Origin of the sequence: Spectribacter acetivorans (genome assembly GCF_031846305.1) — a bacterium.
Lineage (GTDB): Bacteria > Pseudomonadota > Gammaproteobacteria > Nevskiales > Salinisphaeraceae > Spectribacter > Spectribacter acetivorans.
The window spans coordinates 342965-364681 of sequence record NZ_JAVRHY010000001.1 but is presented as its reverse complement, the minus strand read 5'-3'; the positions used below and the strand labels follow the sequence as shown (position 1 = coordinate 364681).

Genomic DNA, 21717 nt, shown 5'->3' with positions numbered 1-21717 from the left:
GCCCAATCCGCGCCGCGGCCGGAAATCCCGGTTGCGGGGTAGACGGCGCGCACATACAATGCTTGTATATTCACGAGCGCCGTCACCATGACCACCGTCAACATCTCGTTTCAGGATCAACTGCTGACCGCCATTGACGAGGTGGCACGGCGCGAGCACCGCTCGCGGTCGGAGTTGTTGCGGGAAGCGGCCCGCAGCTACATCGAGCGTCAGCGCCGCTGGGACGCCCTGTTCGATATCGGGCAACGCGCCACGGACGAACAGGGGCTGACCGAAGCGGATATACAACGCGAAATCGATGCCGTGCGGCAGGCTTGAGAGTTGTCTGCGACACCAACGTCATCGTCTCGGGTCTGCTGTTCGGCGGTCCGCCCAACCGGGTTCTGCGACTGATTGCCAGTGACCGGCTGGTGAATTACACCAGCACCCCGATGTTCCGGGAACTGGACGCGGTCCTGCGTCGCCCGAAGTTCGGGCTGACCACGACGGAAGTCGCGCAGATGCTGCGGGTGTTCAGCACATCATTCGAATTCGTTGCTCCCTCCGAAGCTTTGCAGGTCATCACGCAGGATCCGGCGGATAACCGGGTGCTGGAAACCGCGCTGGCGGCGCATGCGGATGTCATCGTCAGCGGCGACCGCGACCTGCTCGACCTCGACAGTTTCCGCGGCATCCCCATCCGGACCCCAGCCGACTTTCTTGGCAGCCAGTAAGTCTTTCGGCTCTGTCTGTCGTGCTGATGCAGGTCGAGCCGCCGGGTGGCGCGCAGGCGATGACCAATTGCTAAGGTTGCCGGCCTGCCACCCATCGGGAGCCACGCATGACCGTTCGCACAGAAAAGCAGGGCCACATCTGGACCATCATCCACAGCCGTTACGATGAGGCCCGCAACGCCATGGACCCGGCCAGCGCCGACGCGCTGGTTGCGGCGTTCAATGAGTTCGACGCCGATCCGGAGGCTCGGGTGGCGGTGCTCTGGGGCGAGGGCGGGGCCTTCTGCTCCGGCTGGGATCTCAAGTACGTCAGTAGCCTGGGCGAAAGCAACCGCCCACTGCCGGAACTGGATTACCCGTTCGACGACAACGCCCCGGTGCCGCGCGGACCGCTGGGCCCCACCCGGTTGGATCTGTCCAAGCCGGTAATCGCGGCGGTCGAGGGCCCGGCGGTGGCCGGAGGCTTCGAACTGGCCATCTGGTGCGACATCCGCGTGATGGCCGAAGACGCCTATTTCGGCGTCTACTGCCGGCGCTGGGGCATTCCGCTGATCGACGGCGGCACGGTACGGTTGCCACGGCTGGTGGGCCAGGGCCGAGCAATGGAGATCATCCTGACCGGCCGCAAGGTCGGCGCCGAGGAGGCCCTGCGCATTGGCGCCTGCGAATCGATCGTGCCGTCCGGCAGCGCCCGCGAACACGCCGAGGCCATGGCCGCCGACATCGCCCGCTTCCCCCAGGCCTGCATGAACGCCGACCGGCGCTCGGTATACATGCAGCACGGCCTGAGCGTGCGGGAGGCCCAGCAGCGCGAGTGGTACAACGGCCAGGCCTGCCTGTCCGGCGAGGGCGTGACCGGCGCCGGGCGCTTCGCCGACGGCAAGGGCCGCAGCGGCGATTTCACCGATATCTGAGCACTGACGGACGACGCGGCCCGCCTAGGGGCTCAGCTTGCGGTATGCCCGCCGTCCACGCAGAGATCGGCGCCGGTGATGAAACTGGCCTCGTCGCTGGCCAGGAACGCCACCGCGTTGGCCACTTCCGCAGGCTCGCCCAGGCGGCCCATCGGTACCCGCTGCATCAGGGCGGTCTCGAAATCGGCCGCCTGATCGGGCGGCAGGGCGGCCATGGCGCCGGACACCATCTCGGTGCCCACGAACCCCGGGCAGACGCAATTGATGCGGATGTTGTAGCCGGACCGGGCGCAGTGGTTGGCCGCCGATTTCGAGAAGATCCGCACCCCGCCCTTGCTGGCGTTGTAGGCCGGCACGATCGGCTCGCCGATGAAGCCCTCGATCGAGGCGATGTTCACGATCGACCCGCCACCGCCAGCCTTCATTGCCGCAATACCCTGCTGGGTGCCGTGGAACACCCCGTCCAGGTTTACCGCCAGCGTCCGCCGCCATGACGCCGGGCTGACATCCTCGATATTGGCCACTTCGGCGATGCCGGCGTTGTTGACCACCACGTCGACCCGCTCCCAGCGTTCCCGCATGGTGGCGAAGACCTCGCGCCAGGCGTCGGTATCAGTGACGTCCTGGACCATGAATGCCGCCCGGTCGCCCAGCTCCTCGGCCGCGGCCCGGCCGGCGGCCTCGTCCAGATCGGTGAACAGGACCGTGGCGCCCTCGGCAAGAAACTTTTCCACGCAGGCCCGGCCGATACCGCCCAGTCCGCCGGTCACCAGACAGATCTTGCCCTGCAAATCCCCCATGTTCGCTCTCCTCCGTTGTTGTGGTCGTGACGTGCATCGTCGCGTTTTCCCGGCAATGTAACCGCTACCGGACACCCGGGAAAGTCCGCGTCATCCGGGACACCGGGGATCGCAACCGAAAACGGAAATTTCCGTTACCTGTTGAGCCCTTCGCTGCCGCCGTGCTACTAACAACGCCTGCATTACGGGATTCTTCCCGGTAACACCGATTTCATTATTTGCCTCGACGAGGATCAGCCATGCAGTTCACCAGCGAACACGAAGAGTTGCGCCGCACGGTCGCGCGCTTTGTCGACAACGAGATCAACCCCTTCGTCGACGAGTGGGAGGAGGCCCAGCAATTCCCCTCCCACGAGCTGTTCCGCAAGATGGGCGAGCTCGGGTTGCTGGGCATCACCAAGCCCGAATCCGTCGGCGGCCTGGGCCTGGACTGGAGCTACGGACTGGTCCTGGCCGAAGAGATCGGCCGGGTGTCCTGCGGCGCGGTACCGATGGCCATCGGCGTTCAGACCGACATGGCCACGCCGGCGCTGGCCCGCTTCGGCTCGGATGAACTCAAGGCCGAGTTCCTGGGCCCGGCGGTATCGGGCGAACAGGTGGCCTGCATCGGCGTGTCGGAACCCCAGGCCGGCTCCGACGTGGCCGGGATCAGGACCACCGCCCGCAAGGATGGCGACGATTACATCATCAACGGCTCCAAGATGTGGATCACCAACGGCATGAAGGGGGACTGGATCTGCCTGCTGGCCAACACCTCGGAGGGCAAGGTCCACGAGAACAAGTCCCTGATCATGGTGCCGCTGGACACCCCCGGCGTGGAACGGGCCCGCAAGCTGCACAAGCTGGGCATGTGGTCCTCGGACACCGCACAGCTGTTCTTCGACGACGTGCGGGTGCCGCAGCGCTACCTGATCGGCCAGGAAGGCGCCGGCTTCATGTACCAGATGCTGCAGTTCCAGGAGGAGCGTCTGTTCGGCGCCGCCAGCGTGCTCAAGGGCATGGAGCGCCTGATCGATGCCACCATCGACTACACCCGCGACCGCCAGACCTTCGGCCAGCCGCTGATCGACAACCAGACCATCCATTTCCGCATGGCCGAACTCAAGACCGAGGTGGAAATGCTGCGCTCGGCAGTCTACCGCGCCACCGAGGCCATGACCCGCGGCGAGAACGCCACCATGCTGTGTTCCATGGCCAAGCTGAAGGCCGGTCGGCTGGCCCGCGAGGTGGCTGACAGCTGTCTGCAGTACTGGGGCGGCCAGGGCTACATGTGGGAGTCGGAAACCGCCCGCGCCCTGCGCGACACCCGCCTGATTTCCATCGGCGGCGGCGCCGACGAGATCATGCTGGGCATCATCTGCAAACTGATGGGTATCCTGCCGGGCAAGAAGAAGAAAGGCGCGGCCCAGAGCAAGGACGACAGCGACGCCGCCTGACCGTCATCCGACGCCGGGGGCGCGTTGCAGGCAACGCGGTCACGCCCTAAGCTTGCGCGCCGCCAACCTGCCCTGCTCGCGCCGATGCCCCCGGGTTCTGCTGCCCTTGTTGTTGCCCTGATCCTCGCCACTGCCGGGCTCGGCGCTCTCAGCGTCGTGCTCTGGGCGCGGCTGCGCCAGGTGCAGGCCCGGCTCGATCCGGCAGAACGCGGCACCGCCATCGAGATCACGATCGACAATCCGATCGAACTGGCACGCGAGCACACTCGCTGGGGCGGACAACTCGGCCGCGTGGCGCCACGGCTGGTGAGCCGTCGGGTCCACGATCAGGTAGCCGCGGAAGTCCGCGGCAAGCTCGTCGAGCGTGGCGTGGTGGCCGAGGTTCGCGTTCGTCGCGCCTGAGCGCGCCTCGAATTCTCGCCCGGCCGCGAATCAGCCGCGACGGATCAACTGCAGCGGCAGACCGTCGCGCGGCTTGCTGATGGGACTGACCTGGCAGGGCATGTGATAGCCCGGCTCGACCGTCAGCCGGCGCTGCCGCAGCAATGCCTGCATCACCGCCTTCACCTGCAGTTCGGCGAAATGCAGCCCAATGCAGGTGTGCGCCCCGGCCCCGAACGGAATGAACTGGAAGGGATGACGCCGGTGTTCCTGGCGCTGGAAGCGGGTGGGATCGAAACGCTCGGGTTCGTCCCAGTATTCCGGCATGTGGTGGGTGAAGTGGTTGAAGATGTTGATCGGCGTGTCCGCCGGCAGGTGGAAACCCTCGAACTCGCAGTCCCGCAGGGTCCGGCGCCGCATCGCCGGCAGCGGCGGATACAGACGCAGGGCCTCGCGCAGGACCGCCGCGGTCTGCTCGAGCCGGTCCAGATCCTCATGGGCCAGCGGCGCCGACACGCTGCTCACTTCGTCGTACAGGCTGGCCTGCCAGTCGGGGTGCCGTGCCAGCAGATAGGCCATGGACGACAGCGCGCTGGTGGTGGTGTCGTGAGCGGCCATCATCACGAACACCAGGTGATCCACGACCTCCGCGTCGGAGAAGCGTTCGCCGTCTTCCGAGCGCGCGTGGCACAGCCGGCTGAACAGGTCCGGGGTTTCGGCGGCGCGCTTGGCCGGCAGATGCTCGCGGAAGAAACGCTCCAGCCGGCGGCGGCCGATCAGGCCCCGCCGCAACAGGGTGCCGGGCAGCGGCGCCTTGATGATGGCCATGGAGGCTTCCACCACGTCCACGAAGGCCGCGTTGATCTCGCGCGCTTCCCGGCCCAGCGGCAGGCCCAGAAAGATGGCGGCGGCAATCTCCAGCGTCAGTGACTTGATCGCCGGGTAGAACGCCAGCTCTTCCGGCCAGGCCTCCACGTGCTGCCGGATCACCGGCTGCATCAACGCCAGGTCCTCGGCCAGGGTTTCCTTGCGAAACACCGTCTGCATGATGCGGCGGTGGGCGCGATGGTCCTCGCCGTCACGCAGCATCAGCCCGCGCGGAAACAGCCGGCCGATGATCGGCTCCCAGCCGCCGTAGGCGGAGAAATTGCCGGCCCGGTCGGCCAGCACGAACTGGTTGGCATCCGGCCCCAGCATGTTCACCACCGGCTCGAACAGCACGTGCCCCCGCGACACCGGCCCGTAGCGCTCCCACAATCGCCGGGGCATCTCGTCCATGCGGAACACGAACGACAGCGTCTGGCCCAGCACCGGCAACCCGCGCTCGCCGGGCAGATGGCGCAGGTCCGACTGCGAGCGGGGAACCGGGGGATAGAGGCTTTCGACCATGAAGAAGCGGCGGCGGATGACGTGAACGGAGTGCACCACAACGCGTCGACACCGACAACCGGCGCGTACAATGCGGCCATGCTCGATTTCCTGATGATCGTCGGCGCCGTCATCGTGCTGGGCCTGGCCGGTTACGCCGCCTGGCTTTGGCGGCGCGTGCTGGCCCGCCGGCGGGCGCTGGCCGAACAGCACCGCGCGGCCCGGGCCGACCAGTCGCAAAGCATCCGGCTGATCACGAACGCCCTGCTGCAGGACGATCTCAACCTCACCGAAGCGGCGATCCGCCTCAAGGTACTGATCGACAACCGCCTGCCGCCGGGCGAGGGCCAGTATCACTACCCGGCCATCTACGGGTTGCATGACGCCACCGAACACATGCCCCGGCGGCTGGCCCGCCGCCAGCGCCCCCGGGCCGAGATCGAGCGGCTGGATGCGGAGCGCCAGCTGCTGGAGGCTCAGTATCGGGAGCGGGTCATCGCCGAGGCCAATGCGCTCGCCGAGCGTTTTGACGAGGCATCACGGGCAGCGTAACGGCGTCGTCGGCAATTGCCCGGCACGACCCCAGCGCCTTGCCTGATGTTGGGTGGCCTTTTGATTCGGGCAGGCGCCATGAATGGCGCCCTACACATCGTGTCGCGCTGCACGGTTTAATCGTCTTCTTCGGCCACCAGAACCTTTCCAGCCCCGATACCCCGCGGATCACTCCCGGTCTCCAGCCGATTACCGGCGCGGTCGTGAATCACCACCTGCATGTCCCCGTAATCCCGATCGGACAACTCCAGCGCGTGCCCCATGGCCTTCAGCGCGTCCCGTTCGGCGTCGGACAGGGCAGCCGGCTCGAAGTAGATATGATCCGGTCGGAACTGGTGGTGGTACCGGGGCAGTGCGGCAATCGCCTGGGCGTCCGCGCCTTCGGCGAACTCGAGAATGCCCAGCAACACCATGGAGATGATGCGGCTGCCGCCCGGCGTGCCGATCACCAGGGTCCGGTCGGGCGCCTCCACGAAGCTGGGACTCATGCTGGACAGCGGTCGCTTGCCCGGTGCGATGGCGTTGGCGCCGGTGCCGATCAGACCATAGCCGTTGGGCGTCAGCGGCTTGGCGGAGAAATCATCCATCTCGTTATTGAGCACTACTCCAGTGCCGGCCGGCATGAAACCGCTGCCGAAGGGATAGTTCACGGATAGCGTGGCCGCCACCCGGTTGCCGGCGGCATCCATCACCGAGAAGTGCGTGGTATCCGTACCGGGCGACACATCCGCCGTCGCCGGCGCCAGACTGTCGCTGGACGTGGCTCGTTCCAGCGAGATACCCACGCGGAGCCCGGCCGCGTAATCACCGCTGATCAGCCGGTCGATGGGCATATCCACGAAATCCGGGTCGCCCTGGTAGGCCGCGCGGTCCCGATAGGCGCGGCGCATGGCCTCGACCACCAGGTGCTTGCGTTTGACCTCGGACAGGCCCGACCAGGGCAGGCGGTCGAGAATATTGAGCGCCTCGGCCAGCACTACCCCGCCCGAGGACGGCGGCGGCGCGCCGATCAGCGTCATGTCCCGGAAGCTCGAGACGATGGGCGCGCGCTCGATCACGTCGTAATCGGCCAGATCCGACAGCTGCCAGATACCGCCGGCCGCACGCACGCCGTCCACCAGCGCTTGCGCGACCGGCCCGGTGTAGAACCCGTCGCGCCCCTGCTCGGCCAGCCGGGTCAGCGTGTCGGCCAGGGCCGGCTGCTTCAGCACGAAGCCGGCGTCGGGCACCACGCCCCCGGGCAGAAACAGCTCACCGGCCACACCACCCACCGTCTTCATGGTAGTCGCCCGCCAGTGCAGCAGGGTCACCAACTCGTCGCCGATGGCGAAGCCGTCCCGGGCCAGGCGGATCGCCGGCGCCAGCGACTCGGCCAGCGGCAGCTCGCCGTATTTCTCGGCAATGTGCGCCAGCGCCGCCGGCTCGCCGGGGATCCCGGCGGCCCGCGGCCCGTTCTTGGAACGCGACGACACGTAGTCGTCGTCCTCGTCCAGGTACATGTCCTCGGTGGCCGCCGCCGGGGCCTCCTCGCGGCCGTCCACCATGACGTTGCGACCGGACCCGGCCTGATGCAGCAGCCAGAAACCGCCGCCGCCGAGGCCCGAGCCCTGCGGCTCCACCACCGCCAGCGCGGCGGATACCGCCACCGCGGCATCGAATGCGTTGCCGCCGGCTTCCAGAATCTCGATGCCGGCCTCGGTGGCCGCGGGATGGGCACTGGCCACGGCCGCACCCGGCGGTGGTTCCGCCGCTGCGGCCATGCCTGCGGCGCCGGCCAGGGTCAGCCACAGGACAAGGGATCGAATCATTCGACCGGGAACGATACGCACGGTAATGGTCTCCTCACTGAATCTGTGTCGAGCCGGAACAGGCCGGCGGGGGGTCAGCCGCGGGACTTGGCCGCCAGCGCCTCGGCCACCGGGGCCGGTACCAGCCCGCCGATGTCACCACCCAGGATCGCGATTTCCCGCACCAGCGTGGAGGAGATATGGGCGTACTGGGGCGAGGGGGCCAGCAGCACGGTTTCCACGTCGCGGTTCAGATGCTGGTTCATCACCGCCATCTGGCGTTCGTACTCGTAATCCCCCACGCCGCGCACGCCGCGCACCAGTACGGTCACGCCCTGCTCGCGGGCCCAGTCCACGATCAGACCGGAGGTGCCCATGACGGTGACGTTGTCCAGGTCCGCCAGCGTCCGGCGGGCCAGTTCGATGCGCTCGTCGGGCTCGAAGATGGATTTCTTCGACGTGTTATTGGCCACTGCCACGACCAGCTCGGGGAACAGGCGGGCCGCGCGGCGGATGACATCCGCGTGCCCGTTGGTAATGGGGTCGAACGTGCCGGTATAGGCCGCCCGCACGGGTTTGTGCTCAGTCATGCTCCGCATCCTCGCCCGCACCCGACCAGGTTGCAAGACCATAGCCCACGTCCCCGGCCCGCTTGCGCCGGTGCCAGGCCCAGCCGGCGAGCAGATCGGGTTCCCGGCGGGCAGCGAACTCCAGATAGACCCGATGGCCGGGCCGCAGCCGGGGCGGCAGCGCGGCCAGGGCCGGGATCAGCAGATCGGCGTCGAAAGGCGGGTCGAGAAACACCAGATCGAAACCCGATTCCGCCAGGCCGGGCCAGCCGTCCGGCGACCGGCCCGGGTCGATGACCGCGCCGGTCGCGCCCAGGGTGTCGACCGCGGCGGCCAGTCGCTCGCGGCAGGGGCGGTCCGGCTCCATGAACACGCAACCGGCGGCCCCGCGCGACAGGGCCTCCAGCCCCAGCACGCCGCTGCCGGCAAAGGCGTCCAGACAACGGGCCCCCGGCAGCTGTGGGGCCAGCCAGTTGAACAGGGTTTCACGAACCCGGTCCGGGGTTGGCCGCAGGCCGGGGGCGTCGGCGATCGGGATACGCCGCCCGCGCCAGGCGCCGCCGACGATGCGCAGGTCGCCGCGCTGGCCCAAGCGGGGCAGCCTAGCCCTGGGTGCCGCCGACGGTGAGCCCGTCCACCCGCAGGGTGGGCTGACCGACCCCGACGGGCACGCTCTGGCCGTTCTTGCCGCAGACGCCGATGCCGGTATCCAGGGCCAGGTCGTTGCCGACCATGGAGACCTTCTCGAGCACGTCGGGGCCGTTGCCGATCAGGGTGACGCCCTTGATCGGGGCGCCCAGCCGGCCGCCTTCAATGCGATAGGCCTCGGACGCGGAGAACACGAAGTTGCCCGAGGTGATGTCCACCGAGCCGCCGTCGAAATTGGCCGCGAAGATGCCCTCGTCGACCGAGCCGAGAATGGCGGCGGGGTCGTCGCTACCCGGCAGCATGTAGGTGTTGGTCATGCGCGGCATGGGCAGATGGGCGAAGGATTCCCGGCGGCCGTTGCCGGTGGGCGCCACCCCCATCAGGCCGGCGTTGTGCTTGTCCTGCATGTAGCCCACCAGCACGCCGTCCCGGATCAGGGTATTGAAGCCACCCGGCACGCCTTCGTCGTCCATGCTCAGGGAACCGCGGCGGCCGGCGATGGTGCCGTCGTCCACGATGGTGCACAGCTCGGAGGCGACCTTCTCGCCCACGCGGCCGCTGTAGGTGGAACTGCCCTTGCGATTGAAATCGCCTTCCAGCCCGTGGCCGACCGCCTCGTGCAGCAGCACCCCGGGCCAGCCCGGGCCCAGCACCACGCTCATGGTGCCGGCCGGCGCCTCCTCGGCCGACAGCCGCACCAGTGCACGGCGCACGGCCTCCAGGGCGTAGCCCTCGACCCGCGCGCGGCCGTCTTCGTCGTCGGCGACGAAGAAATCGTAGCCGCAGCGGCCACCGCCCCCGGCGCTGGCCCGTTCGCGCCGGCCGCCCGCGGCCACCTGCACGGTGACCGTCAGACGCACCAGCGGACGCACGTCCCCGGCCAGCGTGCCGTCGGAGGCCGCCACCATCACGACGTCCTGCACCCCGGCCAGACTGACCTGCACCTGGGTGACCCGGTCGTCGGCATTGCGGGCCACGGCGTCGGCGCGATGTAACAACGCCACCTTGGCCCCCTCGTCCCAGCCGTCGGCGGGATCGAGGGCCGCGTACAGCGACGGCGCGGACGTCGACTGCCAGGCCGCCACCCGGCCGGTGCTGCCGGCCTGCACGATGGCCGAAGCGGCGTCGCCGGCCCGGGTGAGTGCGGGCAGGGTCAGGTCCTCGGAATAGGCGAAACCGGTCTTCTCGCCGCTGATGGCACGGGCGCCCACGCCCTGTTCCACGCCGGCGCTGGCGGTGCGCACGATGCCGTCCTCCAGCGCCCAACCCTCGCGGCGGCGACGCTGGAAGTAGAGATCGGCGGCGTCCACGTTCGGCCGCATCAGCGAGCCCAGCACCCGGGCGATCTGGCTCGATTCCAGCGCGGTCGGGCCCAGCAGGGCATCCTGCGCCTGGGCGAGGGTATCGGTGGTAGTTGCCTGCGTCGCTGCTGCCATGTCTGCCTCGTGATCGAAACCGATCAGCCCTGTTCGGTGGCGGATTCGCCGCCCATGTCCCAGAGCTTTTCCAGCTGATAATAGGCCCGCGTGGTGGGCTGCATGATGTGTACGATCACCCCGTTGAGATCGATCAGCACCCATTCGGACTGGGCCAGACCCTCCACCCCGGGTGTCAGCCCGGCCTGCTTGGCGTGCTGGACCACGGTCTCGCCCAGCCGCTTGACGTGGCGACCGGAGCGGCCGGTGCACACGATCATGTGGTCGGCGATGGTGGTCAGTTCGCGGACATCGAGCACCTGGATGTGCTCGGCCTTGAGTTCTTCCAGGGCATCGAGCGCCAGGGTCCGCAGTTGGTCATCGTTCATGCGCAATCCGCAGGTTGTTGTTGCCGGTAGACGTCGGCGTCGAGGATGTCGGCCAGAACCACGTCCGGCAACAGGAATCGGGGCGAGCGGCCCGCCGCCAGCAGCGACCGGATGCGGCTGGCAGAGATCGCCAGCGGCGGCGGTTCGCAGCGCACGATTGCACCCGCCAGTGACTGCCCCAGCGCCGCGGCATGCGGCTGCAGGCGCGCATCGAGCACCGCCTGGGCCGCGGCCGGCAGGGCCTCGTCGGTGCCCGGCCGGGCCACCAGAAGGATATGGGCGTAGTCGAACAGCCGCTGCCATTCATGCCAGTCCGGCAGACCGGCGAACACGTCCATGCCCATGACCAGACACAGGGGCGTGTCGGGCAGTTCCGCGCGCAGGCCCACCAGCGTATCAACGGAGTAGGAGGGGCCGTCACGCAGCAGCTCGCGGTCGTCCAGCCGCAGTCCCGGCTGTTCGGCGATGGCCACCCGCAGCCATTTGGCGCGCTGGCCGGGCGAGGCCGCGGGCTCGCCCCGATGCGGGGGTCGCGCCGAGGGGATCAGCCGCATTTCGGCCAGCCCCAGCTGGTCCACCAGCTCGATGGCCAACCGTAGATGGCCGTTGTGCACCGGATCGAACGTACCCCCGAGGATGCCGACCGGGCGAGTCAGCGACATCAGGAGCGGACGTCCCGCATCGGCCGGGTATCAACGGACATGGCCATCCCCGAACACCACGTACTTCAGCGTGGTCAGGCCTTCCAGCCCTACCGGCCCGCGCGCGTGCAGCTTGTCGGTGGAAATGCCGATCTCCGCGCCCAGGCCGTATTCGAAGCCGTCGGCGAAGCGAGTGGATGCGTTGACCATCACCGAGGAGGAATCCACTTCCCGCATGAAACGGCGCGCATTGACCATGTTCTCGGTGACGATGGCATCGGTGTGATGCGAGCCGTAGGCGTCGATGTGCGCCATGGCCGCATCCACGCCGGCCACCACCCGCACGGCCAGCACCGGCCCGAGATATTCCTCGCCCCAGTCTGCATCGCTGGCGGGGACGGCATCGGTCAGCAGCCCACGGGTAATGTCGCAACCACGGATTTCGACGCCGGCCTGGGCCAGGATTTCGCCGATGCGCGGCAGCACGCGATCGGCCACGGCCTCGGATACCAGCAGCGTTTCCATGGTGTTGCAGGTGCCGTAGCGCTGGGTCTTGGCATTCACCGCAATGGCCACCGCCTTGTCGATGTCCGCGTCGTCGTCGATGTAAACGTGGCAGACGCCGTCCAGATGCTTGATCACCGGCACCCGGGCATTCTCGGCCACGAACGCCACCAGCGACTTGCCACCCCGCGGCACCACCACGTCGACGTATTCCTCCATGCGCAGCAGTTCACCCACCGCGGCCCGGTCGGTGGTGGCCACCACCTGGACCGCCGCGGCCGGCAGGCCGGCATCGGCCAGCGCCCGCTCGATGCAGGCGGCAATGGCCAGATTGGATTCACGCGCTTCCGAACCGCCGCGCAGGATCGCCGCATTGCCCGATTTCAGACACAGGGCAGCGGCGTCGGCGGTGACGTTGGGCCGCGACTCGTAGATGATGCCGATCACCCCCAGCGGCACGCGCATGCGTCCGACCTGGATGCCGGATGGGCGGTAGGCGAGGTCGCTGATCGCACCGACCGGGTCGGGCAGCGCAGCGATCTGGCGCACGCCCTCGGCCATCGCCGCGATGCGGGCAGGGGTGAGTTCCAGCCGCTCCATGAGGGCATCGTCCAACCGCCCCTTCCCGGCCTTCAGGTCCCGGGCATTGGCAGCCAGCAGATCGGCCTCGGCGGCTTCGATCGCATCGGCTATGGCGAACAGGGCGCCATTCTTGCTGCCCGGATCGGCGGCGGCCATGGTCCGGGCGGCCTCGCGGGCCTGTCGGCCCATCGCCTGCATGGTCTCGGCCACGCCGTTGGCGGCGTCGGCGGTCGCAGTCTGAGTTGCGCTCATGGCGCTCCGTTTGTCCTCGATTCAGGGGCCGAGACAGCCATCGGCCGGCCGGCCAGTCCCAATGCCAATGTTAACAGTTCCTCCCACGGCCGCCCCCGGGCCGCACCCTTGCACACGCGGTCGGCATGGGCGGCCCGGCGCAGCAAGGCCAGCAGATCGCGCGGCCGGCGCTGGCGGGCGGCCGCGCCGATCTGCTGGCGGCGGGCCGGCGGCATGCGCACGCGGCGATCGTTGACCACCCGATCGACCCCGCCGTGGCGGGCGGCGAGGCTGGCGGTGAACAGCAGGCGCAGGTCCTGAACCAGGGCCCACAATACCGGCACCGGGTCGATGCCGGCCTCGCGCAGCCGGTCGAGGCTGCGGACCACCCCGGCGGTGTCGGCATCCAGCGCCTTGGTGGACAGATCGAACACGTCGAAGCGGGCGGAATCGCCGGTGGCCGCGCGCATGCCGTCGGCGTCCACCCGGCCTTCCGGAAACAGCAGGGTCAGGCGCTCGATCTCCTGGGCCGCGGCCAGCAGGTTGCCCTCGGTGCGCGCCACCAGCACCGCAAGCGCCTCCTCGTCCAGGGTCAGACCGCGGGCGGTGGACCGCCGTTCGATCCACTGCGGCAGGCGAGCCACCGGAAACGGCCAGGCGTAGATCACGTGACCGCTGCCCTGGATTGCCTTGACCCAGGCGGAGCGGCGCTGATCCGCGTCCAGGCGCCCGGCGTGTACCAGCAGCATGCAGTCCGCCGGCGCCCGGGCGGCGAAGTCCTTGATCGCGGCGCTGCCGGGCTGGCCGGGGCCTTTCGATGACAGCCGCAGTTCGATCAGCTGCCGGCTGGAAAACAGGGACGGCTCGCTCACCGCCGCGGTCAGCTCCGACCAGTCGAAGCCGGGTTCGGCATGTAGCACCCGGCGCTCGTCGAACCCCTGGGCGACGGCGGCGGCACGGATGGCGGACGTGGCTTCATCCAGCAGCAGCGGCTCATCGCCGGCCAGCAGATAGATCGGCGCCAGCGCGCCCCGGGCCAGGTGATCGGAAACCTGTTCCGGCTTGATATCCACTGCCGGTCAGCCGTCCCCGTCCACGACGATGTTGCGGCCGTAGAAGATTTCGTTGACCTCGTGCTCGATACGCTCGCGGATGCCGTCGGCCTCCTCGGTGCTCAGGTCATTGGGACTGTCGCCGAACAGGTAGTCATCGATATCGAAGTCCAGCAGCCGCATCTTGGTGTGAAAGATACGCTCGGCCGGCACGTTCACGTCGACCATCTGGTAGCGGTTCTTGATGTCGTCGGCGATGTAATCCTGGATCGAGTGGATCTGGTGGTCGATGAAGTGCTTGGCGCCCTCCACGTCACGGGTGAACCCGCGCACCCGGTAGTCCAGCGCCACCACGTCCGACTCGAAGCTGTTGATCAGAAGATTCAGCGCCTTGAGCGGCGAGATCAGCCCGCAGGTGGACACGTCGATATCCGCCCGGAAGGTGGAAATGCCGTGGTCCGGATGAAACTCCGGATAGGTGTGGACGGTGATGTGGCTCTTGTCCAGATGCCCCACCACGGATTCGGGTAACGGCCCGTCGTAGGCGGTTTCCTCGGCGATCAGGATGGTCACCGACGCGCCTTCGGGCTCGTAGTCCTGGCGGGCGATATTGAGCACGTTGGCCCCGATCATGTCGGTGACCTCGGTGAGAATCTGCGTCAGCCGCTCGGCGTTGAACACCTCGTCCAGATAGGCCACGTAGGCCTTCTTCTGCTCGCCGGTTCGGGCATAGCAGATGTCGTAGATGTTGAACGACAGCGACTTGGTGAGGTTGTTGAAACCGTGGAGTCTCAGCTTGTCCATGGCACCTCCAGCGGTTGTACGGGCTGTGACGAAAGGGCGCGAATTATGCCCGCGTCAGCCGCTCGCGGAAACAATCTCGTAATCGTGGGTGATGGTCACGCTGTTCTGCAGCATGATCGAGGCGGAACAGTACTTCTCCGCCGACAGCTGCACGGCCCGCGCTACCTGGCGGTCCGACAGACCATCGCCGGTGACGACGAACCTGAGGTGAATCGCCGTGAATACCTTGGGATCGGTGTCGGCGCGGGTGCCGTCCACCTCGATGTCGCAACCGGTCACCGGCTGGCGCGCCTTCTTCAGGATGTGCATCACGTCCATCGCGCTGCAGGAGCCCACGCCCAGCAGAATCAGCTCCATCGGCCGGAAGCCGACGTTCTCGCCCCCCAGATCGGGTGGCCCGTCGATGTCGATGTGATGGCCGCTGTCGGCGCTGCCGGTGAAGTGCAGGTTGTCCTGCCAGTTGATGGTGGCTTTCATGCGGATGTCTCGAGTTTCAGGTTTCGAGTTTCGAGTTGGGCCGGCTCCGTGGGTTCCGATAGACCATGAAACACGAAACCGGAAACTTGAAACGCCTTGGCCGGGCTACGCAAGCAGGCCCGCCAGCGCATGCCCGGGATCCGGCTGGCGCATCAGGGATTCTCCGATCAGCACGGCGCGAATGTCCGCGCCGCGCAGGCGGGCCAGGTCGCCCCGGGTGTGGATGCCGCTTTCGCTGATCAGCAGACGATCGGCAGGAACCGTGTCGCGCAGGGCGATGCTCACATCCAGGCTGGTGTGGAACGTGCGCAGATCGCGATTGTTGATGCCAAGCAGGCAACGCTCGTCAAGCGTCAGGGCGCGGGCCAGTTCCTCGCCGTCATGGGCCTCGACCAGCACGTCCATGCCCAGATCCAGGGCCTGCACGGACAGTGCGCGCAGGTCCGCGTCATCGAGCGCCGCCACGATCAGCAGCACGGCATCAGCGCCCATCGCCCGGGCCTCCAGCACCTGCCGCGAGTCGATCACGAAGTCCTTGCGCAGCACCGGCAGATCGCAGGCCGCGCGGGCGGCGGCAAGATATTCCGGCGCGCCCTGGAAATACTCCCGGTCGGTCAGCACCGACAGACAGGCGGCGCCGCCATCGGCATAGCAGCCGGCCAGCCAGGCCGGGTCGAAGTCCTCGCGGATCACGCCCTTGCTGGGCGATGCCTTCTTGATCTCCGCGATTACCGCCATGCCCCGCGCGTCCGCGGCCTGATGCAGCTGCCGGGCGAAACCACGCGGGGCCGGCGCGGCCGCCGCCTGCTCGGCCAGCACGTCGACCGCCGGCAGCGCGGCGATCTCGGCCCGCTTGGTGGCCAGAATGCGGGTCAGCACGTCGCTCATGGCGTCATGCCCGCCGTGAGCTCGGCCAGGGCGGCGAGTTTGCCGGCCGCCGCGCCGCTGTCCACCGCGTCACCGGCGCGGGTGACACCCTCGGCAATGTCGCGGGCGTGACCGGATACATAAAGGGCCGCCCCCGCATTGAGACAGATCATGTCGCGCGCCACCCCCGGCTCGCCGTCCAGCACCCGGCGGATCAGTGCCAGGCTCTGCCCGGCATCCTCCACCCGCAGGGCATCCAGCGATCCCCGCTCCAAGCCGACATCTTCGGGCGCCAGCAGATAGCTTTCCACCCGGCCGTCGCGCAGTTCGGCCACCCGGGTCGGAGCGTTGATCGACAGCTCGTCCAGACCGTCCTCGCCGTGCACCACCAGCACGTGGCGGCTGCCCAGGCGACCCAGCACCTCGGCAATCGGCGTGGTGAGATGGCCGTTGAACACGCCCACCACCTGATTGCGAGCCCCGGCGGGATTGGTCAGCGGGCCCAGCATGTTGAAGATGGTGCGCACCCCCAGCTCGCGGCGCGGGCCGATGGCGTGCTTCATGGCGCCGTGGAAGCCGGGCGCGAACATGAAGCCCACGCCCAGTTCGTGCACACAACGGGCAACCTGATCGGGGCTGGTGTTCAGATTCACCCCGGCCGCTTCCAGCACATCCGCGCTGCCGCTCTTGCCCGAGACCGAGCGGTTGCCGTGCTTGGCCACGCGACCGCCGGCGGCCGCCACCACCAGCGCCGCCGCGGTGGAAACGTTGAACAGCCCGGCCGCGTCGCCGCCAGTGCCGCAGGTATCCACCAGCTCCTCGGTATAGGCCGCGTCCACCGGCACCGCGGTGGCCAGCTCGCGCATGACCTCGGCAGCGGCGGTGATCTCGGCCACCGTCTCACCCTTCATGCGCAGCGCTACCAGGAAGCCGCCGATCTGCGCCGGAGTGGCTTCGCCCGTCATGATCGTGCGCATGGCCTGAACCATGGTGTCTCGATCAAGGTCCCGCCCGGCGACGAGATGATTCATCAGTTGCGCGTCGATCATGGCTTGGCGTTGTTTGAAAATTCGAAGAAGAGAAACCGCAGATTACGCAGATTGGCGCAGATTTTTAACGGGCTACTCAACTTGAGTGGCCTTGCGCGCACAGCTTTGCCGCCACCTGTTCGATACTCGTCGCGTAATCCGCCGGAATGCACTATTCATCCCCTCGCCCCATCTGCGAAATCTGCGTAATCTGCGGTTACAAAATAAATCTGATCCGCCGATTGGGTCATTCAGGCTGCCGGCACCGGCGTTGCCGTGCGGTCGAGGAAGGTCCTCAGCATGGCATGGCCATGCTCGGAGAGGATGGATTCGGGATGGAACTGTACCCCCTCGGCGCCCGTGGGCCGGTGGATCAGCCCCATGATCTCGTCGACCTCGCCGGCTTCGGTCTCGGTCCAGGCCGTTACCGCGAAATCCGCCGGCAGGGTGTCGCGGGCCACCACCAGCGAGTGGTAGCGGGTAGCGGTCAGCGGATTGGCCAGACCGGCGAACACGCCTTCCCCGGTGTGATGGATCACCGAGGTCTTGCCGTGCATGACGTCGTGGGCCCGCACCACCTCGCCGCCAAACGCCTGACCGATGGCCTGGTGCCCGAGACAGACCCCCAGCATCGGCACCCGCCCTGCCAGTTCGCGGGCCACCTCCAGCGATACCCCGGCCTCGTTCGGGGTGCAGGGGCCGGGCGAAATCACGATGCCCGCCGGCTGCATGGCGCGGATCGCCGCCAGGTCGCTGGCATCGTTGCGCAGCACCTCGACATCCGCCTCCAGCTCGCCCAGGTACTGGACCAGGTTGTAGGTGAAGCTGTCGTAGTTGTCGATGACGAGAATCATGTTCCGGCTTACCAGCCTTGCAGTAGAAAAGAATTTTATCCGCAGATTACGCAGATTTCACAGATTGACAGGGTTGCCGCTGACGCGGTTGGTATCGCACAGATCGGTTGTTCCTGGCAGTAGCTAGCGTAATTGCATGCAGGCCGTCGAATAGGCTTTGAATGACTTCGGCGCGTCGGCAGCCCGCACAAAAAAATCTGTGCAATCTGCGAAATCTGCGGATCCATTCTTAAAGTCCGCGCGCTGCCATCGCCGCCGCGCGCATCACCGCGCGGGCCTTGTTCATGGTTTCCTCCCATTCACTCGTCGGCTGCGAGTCCGCCACGATGCCGCCGCCGGCCTGGACATGGATTTCGCCATCCTTGAGCACGGCGGTGCGGATGGCAATCGCCAGGTCCATGTCGCCGTTGTCGGCCAGATAGCCCACCGCCCCGCCGTAGACTCCGCGCTTGACGGGTTCCAGCTCGTCGATGATCTCCATCGCCCGTATCTTGGGCGCGCCGGACAGGGTTCCGGCCGGGAACGTGGCCTTGAGCGCATCCAGCGGCCGCAGGCCCGCACGCAGCCGGCCGGTGACGTTGGACACGATATGCATGACGTGCGAGTAGCGCTCGATCACCATGCGGTCGGTGACCTCGACGCTGCCGGTCTCGGCGACGCGCCCGACATCGTTGCGGCCCAGGTCGATCAGCATCAGGTGCTCGGCCAGCTCCTTGGGATCGGCCAGCAATTCGGCCTCGAGGGCGGCATCGGCCTCGGGCGTAGCCCCGCGCGGCCGGGTGCCGGCAATCGGCCGGACCATGACCTCGTCGTCGCTGACCCGCACCAGGATTTCCGGCGAGGACCCGACGACGTGGTGGTCGCCGAAATTCATGAAATACATGTAGGGCGAAGGGTTCAGACAGCGCAGCGCTCGGTAGAGCGACAGCGGCTCCGCCGTGAACGGGGCCGACAGGCGCTGGCTGGGCACCACCTGCATGACGTCGCCGGCGCGGGTGTAGTCGACGATGCGGCGCACCGCGTCCTCGTAGCCGGCCTGGGTCAGCCCGGACACGAAACTGGCGTCGTCCAGGCTGTCGTCGCCCAGCGCGGCCTCGGGCAGGGCCAGGGGTTCGGCCAGCTTCGCCACCAGCCCGTCCAGCCGGGCGGCCACGCGGTCCGCATCGGCAGTATCCCCCGCGACGTGATGACCGATGCAGTAGAGCTTGCCCGACAGGTTGTCGAACACCACCAGTTCCTCGGCAACCAGCAGCAGGATGTCCGGCAGATTCAGCGGGTCCGGTTTATCGACGCCGGCCAGGCGCGGCTCGATGTAGCGGATGGTGTCGTAGCCGAAATAGCCCACCAGCCCACCGGTCAGCCGCGGCAGTTCCGGCAGACGCGGCAGCGGCCGGCTGTCGGCAAAGGCCTGGATCCAGGCCAGCGGATCATCGGTTTCGACCTCGGCCAGCAGGTCGTCGCCACGCTCGTGGCGCAGGCATGACCCGGAAACCCGGATGCGCTCGTCGCAGGGCAGGCCGATGATGGAATAACGGCCCCAGCGTTCCCCGCCCTGCACCGACTCCAGCAGGAAGGAGTACGGCGCATCGGCTAGCTTGAGATATACCGACAGGGGCGTGTCGAGATCGGCAAGGACCTCGCGGACCACGGGAACGCGTTTGACGGGCTGAAAGGAGGCGAACTGGGACATGGCAACGACACTTCAGGCGAACGAATGGGCATCGGCGACGGCACAGGGCCATCAGGCCCGGCTAGACCGGGCGGCGGCGCTTCACCATCGCCATGCCGCCCGCGGGGCGGCGTTGCCTATCGAATATCGTTGCCGCATGGAACTCTGTCGCGTTGCGCGGATGCGCCAAGCTTAACGCGTTCCCGCCGTCCACGGCGAGACGCGACTGCGTCATCAACCGCCAGCCAGGCACTCTAGACCGAACGCAGGCGATCCAGCTCGCGCCGCATGTCGGCGATGGTGGCGGCGTAGTCATCCTTGCTGAAGATCGCCGAACCGGCCACGAACGTATCGGCCCCGGCCTTCGCCACCTCGGCAATGTTCTCGGTTTTCACCCCGCCGTCCACTTCCAGCCGGATGTCCTGGCCGGAGGCGTCAATCAGCTCGCGTGCTTCCCGCAGCTTGTTGAGCGCCTCGGGAATGAAGCTCTGGCCGCCGAAGCCCGGGTTGACCGACATGATCAGCACGATGTCGATCTTGTCCAGTACGTGCTTGAGGTAGTACAGCGGCGTAGCCGGGTTGAACACCAGCCCGCACTTGGCGCCGCCGTCGCGGATCAGCTGCAGGCTGCGATCGATATGCTCGCTGGCCTCCGGATGGAAGGTGATGCTGGCCGCACCGGCCTCGAGAAAATCCCCGATCAGGCGGTCCACCGGCTTGACCATGAGATGCACGTCCAGCGGCGCGGTAATGCCGTAATCCTTCAACGCCTTGCACACCGGCGGCCCGAAGGTGAGATTGGGCACGTAATGGTTGTCCATCACGTCGAAATGCACCCAGTCGGCGCCAGCCTCGAGCACGTCGTGCACCTCGTCGCCGAGGCGGGCGAGGTCGGCAGCCAGAATGGACGGGGCAATCAGGAAATCACGATCCGCCAGCGCCATGATCGTCTCCTACTGTTGATGTCATCCGCGCCGGGCGAACCGGCCGGGCGCGACACGTTTCACGGCCGGCGTACTGTAACCTACCGGGCATTGCCTCACAGCAGGGAATCGCCATGAGCATCAACGGCCTTGCCATCGCACTCCACGTACTCGCCGCCGTCGTCTGGGTGGGGGGCATGTTCTTCGCCTACATGGCCCTGCGCCCGGCCGCCGGGCAACTGGCACTGGCCGACCGGCTGGCATTGTGGGCCGGCGTGTTCGCCCGCTTCTTCCCGTTCGTGTGGCTGTCGGTAATCGCGCTGCTGGCCACCGGCTACTGGCTGATCTTCGCGGTGCTGGGCGGCATGGGCGGCGCCGGAACCCATGTGCACATCATGCACGGCCTCGGCTGGCTGATGTTCGCGCTGTTCGGACATGTGTACTTCGCCCCCTGGCGCCGGCTGCGTCTGGCCCTGGAGGCCGGCACCCTCAACGAGGGGGCCCGCTACCTCAATCAGATTCGCGTGCTGATCGGCGTCAACCTGCTGCTGGGCCTGATCGTGGTGGCGGTGGCCGCCGGCGGACGTTACGGCCTGTTGCCGGGCTGAGCCGGAGGCGCGGTTTGCGGCTGAATCTGGTCGCCTGCGGTACCCGCATGCCCGACTGGGTCGAGCGGGGATATCGCGAGTATGCCAAGCGGTTGGGCAATGACTGTCCGCTGCAACTCACGGAAATCCCGCTGGGGCACCGCCGCAAGCAGGAACCCCCGGACGCGGCGGTGGCCGACGAGGGGCGTCGGATGCTGGCTGCCGTGCCTGACAATCACGCCGTAGTCGCGCTGGATGTGGACGGCCGCGCCTGGCGCACCCGTGATCTCGCGGACCAGATCGAAGCCTGGCGCATGGACGGCCGCGACCGCAGCCTGCTGATCGGCGGGCCCGATGGCCTGTCGCCGGATTGCCGGGCCCGGGCCGATCAGAGCTGGTCACTGTCCCCGCTGACCCTGCCGCACGGTCTGGTGCGGGTGGTGGTGGCGGAGGCACTCTACCGGGCGACCTCGCTGCTGGCCGGACATCCCTACCACCGCTGAAATCGCCGTCAGCGGCACCGAAA

General features: G+C 67.6%; 25 protein-coding genes. 8 read left to right on the top strand and 17 right to left on the bottom strand.

Annotated elements, in window-relative coordinates; translation table 11 throughout:
- The first annotated feature begins 87 nt into the window (after window positions 1–87).
- The 3 genes from RM531_RS01660 to RM531_RS01650 all read left to right on the top strand — a co-directional run bounded on the left by RM531_RS01660 (window position 88) and on the right by RM531_RS01650 (window position 1627).
- Window positions 88–318, top strand: a complete 231-nt coding sequence (locus RM531_RS01660; RefSeq protein WP_311656797.1) for a CopG family ribbon-helix-helix protein — start codon at window positions 88–90, stop codon at window positions 316–318.
- Window positions 315–713 (top strand): putative toxin-antitoxin system toxin component, PIN family, encoded by a 399-nt coding sequence (locus RM531_RS01655; RefSeq protein WP_311656795.1) that lies wholly within the window; start codon window positions 315–317, stop codon window positions 711–713. Before RM531_RS01660 ends, RM531_RS01655 begins: the two co-directional genes overlap by 4 nt.
- Window positions 714–820: 107 nt before the next feature.
- Complete coding sequence (locus RM531_RS01650; protein WP_311656793.1) at window positions 821–1627, top strand: crotonase/enoyl-CoA hydratase family protein; 807 nt, start codon at window positions 821–823, stop codon at window positions 1625–1627.
- A 32-nt stretch (window positions 1628–1659) separates the two neighbouring features.
- Here the strand turns inward: RM531_RS01650 and RM531_RS01645 are convergent, their stop codons facing one another.
- Complete coding sequence (locus RM531_RS01645; RefSeq protein WP_311656792.1) at window positions 1660–2427, bottom strand: glucose 1-dehydrogenase; 768 nt, start codon at window positions 2425–2427, stop codon at window positions 1660–1662.
- A 239-nt stretch (window positions 2428–2666) separates the two neighbouring features.
- Here RM531_RS01645 and RM531_RS01640 point away from each other — a divergent pair, with 239 nt between their 5' ends.
- Window positions 2667–3863 carry an acyl-CoA dehydrogenase family protein gene (locus tag RM531_RS01640; RefSeq protein WP_311656790.1) on the top strand — a complete coding sequence of 399 codons (1197 nt, stop codon included), beginning with the start codon at window positions 2667–2669 and terminating at the stop codon, window positions 3861–3863.
- An 84-nt stretch (window positions 3864–3947) separates the two neighbouring features.
- A complete protein-coding gene (locus RM531_RS01635) occupies window positions 3948–4265 on the top strand; it encodes a hypothetical protein (protein WP_311656788.1) in 318 nt (105 codons plus the stop codon).
- A 30-nt stretch (window positions 4266–4295) separates the two neighbouring features.
- Here the strand turns inward: RM531_RS01635 and RM531_RS01630 are convergent, their stop codons facing one another.
- The gene (locus tag RM531_RS01630; RefSeq protein ID WP_311656786.1) at window positions 4296–5669 is read right to left on the bottom strand and encodes a cytochrome P450; all 1374 of its coding nucleotides are present in this window, start codon (window positions 5667–5669) and stop codon (window positions 4296–4298) included.
- Here RM531_RS01630 and RM531_RS01625 point away from each other — a divergent pair.
- On the top strand, window positions 5655–6164 hold the full coding sequence (locus RM531_RS01625) for a DUF2489 domain-containing protein (protein ID WP_311656785.1): 510 nt from the start codon (window positions 5655–5657) through the stop codon (window positions 6162–6164). The genes RM531_RS01630 and RM531_RS01625 overlap by 15 nt on opposite strands.
- 116 nt (window positions 6165–6280) lie before the next feature.
- Here the strand turns inward: RM531_RS01625 and ggt are convergent, their stop codons facing one another.
- The 15 genes from ggt to rpe all read right to left on the bottom strand — a co-directional run bounded on the left by ggt (window position 6281) and on the right by rpe (window position 20625).
- The gene (gene ggt, locus RM531_RS01620; protein WP_311656784.1) at window positions 6281–7972 is read right to left on the bottom strand and encodes a gamma-glutamyltransferase; all 1692 of its coding nucleotides are present in this window, start codon (window positions 7970–7972) and stop codon (window positions 6281–6283) included.
- 74 nt (window positions 7973–8046) lie between these two features.
- A complete protein-coding gene (coaD, locus tag RM531_RS01615; RefSeq protein ID WP_311652317.1) occupies window positions 8047–8541 on the bottom strand; it encodes a pantetheine-phosphate adenylyltransferase in 495 nt (164 codons plus the stop codon).
- Window positions 8534–9112: a 16S rRNA (guanine(966)-N(2))-methyltransferase RsmD gene (rsmD, locus tag RM531_RS01610; RefSeq protein WP_311656782.1), complete on the bottom strand. Its 579-nt coding sequence runs from the start codon at window positions 9110–9112 to the stop codon at window positions 8534–8536. The genes coaD and rsmD overlap by 8 nt, the downstream gene beginning before the upstream one ends.
- A gap of 10 nt (window positions 9113–9122) precedes the next feature.
- Window positions 9123–10604 (bottom strand): metalloprotease TldD, encoded by a 1482-nt coding sequence (gene tldD, locus RM531_RS01605; protein ID WP_311656781.1) that lies wholly within the window; start codon window positions 10602–10604, stop codon window positions 9123–9125.
- A gap of 23 nt (window positions 10605–10627) precedes the next feature.
- A complete protein-coding gene (gene rsfS, locus RM531_RS01600) occupies window positions 10628–10972 on the bottom strand; it encodes a ribosome silencing factor (RefSeq protein ID WP_311656779.1) in 345 nt (114 codons plus the stop codon).
- A complete protein-coding gene (nadD, locus tag RM531_RS01595) occupies window positions 10969–11634 on the bottom strand; it encodes a nicotinate-nucleotide adenylyltransferase (protein WP_311656778.1) in 666 nt (221 codons plus the stop codon). Before nadD ends, rsfS begins: the two co-directional genes overlap by 4 nt.
- 30 nt (window positions 11635–11664) lie before the next feature.
- Window positions 11665–12951, bottom strand: a complete 1287-nt coding sequence (locus RM531_RS01590; RefSeq protein WP_311656777.1) for a glutamate-5-semialdehyde dehydrogenase — start codon at window positions 12949–12951, stop codon at window positions 11665–11667.
- Entirely contained in the window at window positions 12948–14003 is a 1056-nt protein-coding gene (holA, locus tag RM531_RS01585) for a DNA polymerase III subunit delta (RefSeq protein WP_311656776.1), read from the bottom strand. The genes RM531_RS01590 and holA overlap by 4 nt, the downstream gene beginning before the upstream one ends.
- Window positions 14004–14009: 6 nt before the next feature.
- Complete coding sequence (gene speD / locus RM531_RS01580) at window positions 14010–14786, bottom strand: adenosylmethionine decarboxylase (RefSeq protein ID WP_311652324.1); 777 nt, start codon at window positions 14784–14786, stop codon at window positions 14010–14012.
- Between the two features lie 54 nt (window positions 14787–14840).
- Window positions 14841–15263, bottom strand: coding sequence for an OsmC family protein (locus tag RM531_RS01575; protein ID WP_311656774.1), 423 nt, complete (start codon window positions 15261–15263; stop codon window positions 14841–14843).
- Between the two features lie 105 nt (window positions 15264–15368).
- Window positions 15369–16151 carry an indole-3-glycerol phosphate synthase TrpC gene (gene trpC / locus RM531_RS01570; protein WP_311656772.1) on the bottom strand — a complete coding sequence of 261 codons (783 nt, stop codon included), beginning with the start codon at window positions 16149–16151 and terminating at the stop codon, window positions 15369–15371.
- Window positions 16148–17179, bottom strand: coding sequence for an anthranilate phosphoribosyltransferase (gene trpD, locus RM531_RS01565; protein ID WP_432280492.1), 1032 nt, complete (start codon window positions 17177–17179; stop codon window positions 16148–16150). The genes trpC and trpD overlap by 4 nt, the downstream gene beginning before the upstream one ends.
- A gap of 230 nt (window positions 17180–17409) precedes the next feature.
- Window positions 17410–18012, bottom strand: coding sequence for an anthranilate synthase component II (locus RM531_RS01560; protein WP_311656771.1), 603 nt, complete (start codon window positions 18010–18012; stop codon window positions 17410–17412).
- Window positions 18013–18241: 229 nt separating this feature from the next.
- Window positions 18242–19702 carry an anthranilate synthase component I gene (trpE, locus tag RM531_RS01555; protein ID WP_311656769.1) on the bottom strand — a complete coding sequence of 487 codons (1461 nt, stop codon included), beginning with the start codon at window positions 19700–19702 and terminating at the stop codon, window positions 18242–18244.
- A gap of 233 nt (window positions 19703–19935) precedes the next feature.
- The gene (gene rpe / locus RM531_RS01550; protein WP_311652332.1) at window positions 19936–20625 is read right to left on the bottom strand and encodes a ribulose-phosphate 3-epimerase; all 690 of its coding nucleotides are present in this window, start codon (window positions 20623–20625) and stop codon (window positions 19936–19938) included.
- 113 nt (window positions 20626–20738) lie between these two features.
- Between rpe and RM531_RS01545 the strand changes: the two genes are divergently transcribed.
- Together RM531_RS01545 and rlmH are read left to right on the top strand one after the other, a co-directional pair.
- Window positions 20739–21212, top strand: coding sequence for a CopD family protein (locus RM531_RS01545; RefSeq protein ID WP_311656767.1), 474 nt, complete (start codon window positions 20739–20741; stop codon window positions 21210–21212).
- Window positions 21213–21226: 14 nt separating this feature from the next.
- On the top strand, window positions 21227–21694 hold the full coding sequence (gene rlmH / locus RM531_RS01540; protein ID WP_311656765.1) for a 23S rRNA (pseudouridine(1915)-N(3))-methyltransferase RlmH: 468 nt from the start codon (window positions 21227–21229) through the stop codon (window positions 21692–21694).
- Window positions 21695–21717 lie beyond the last annotated feature (23 nt).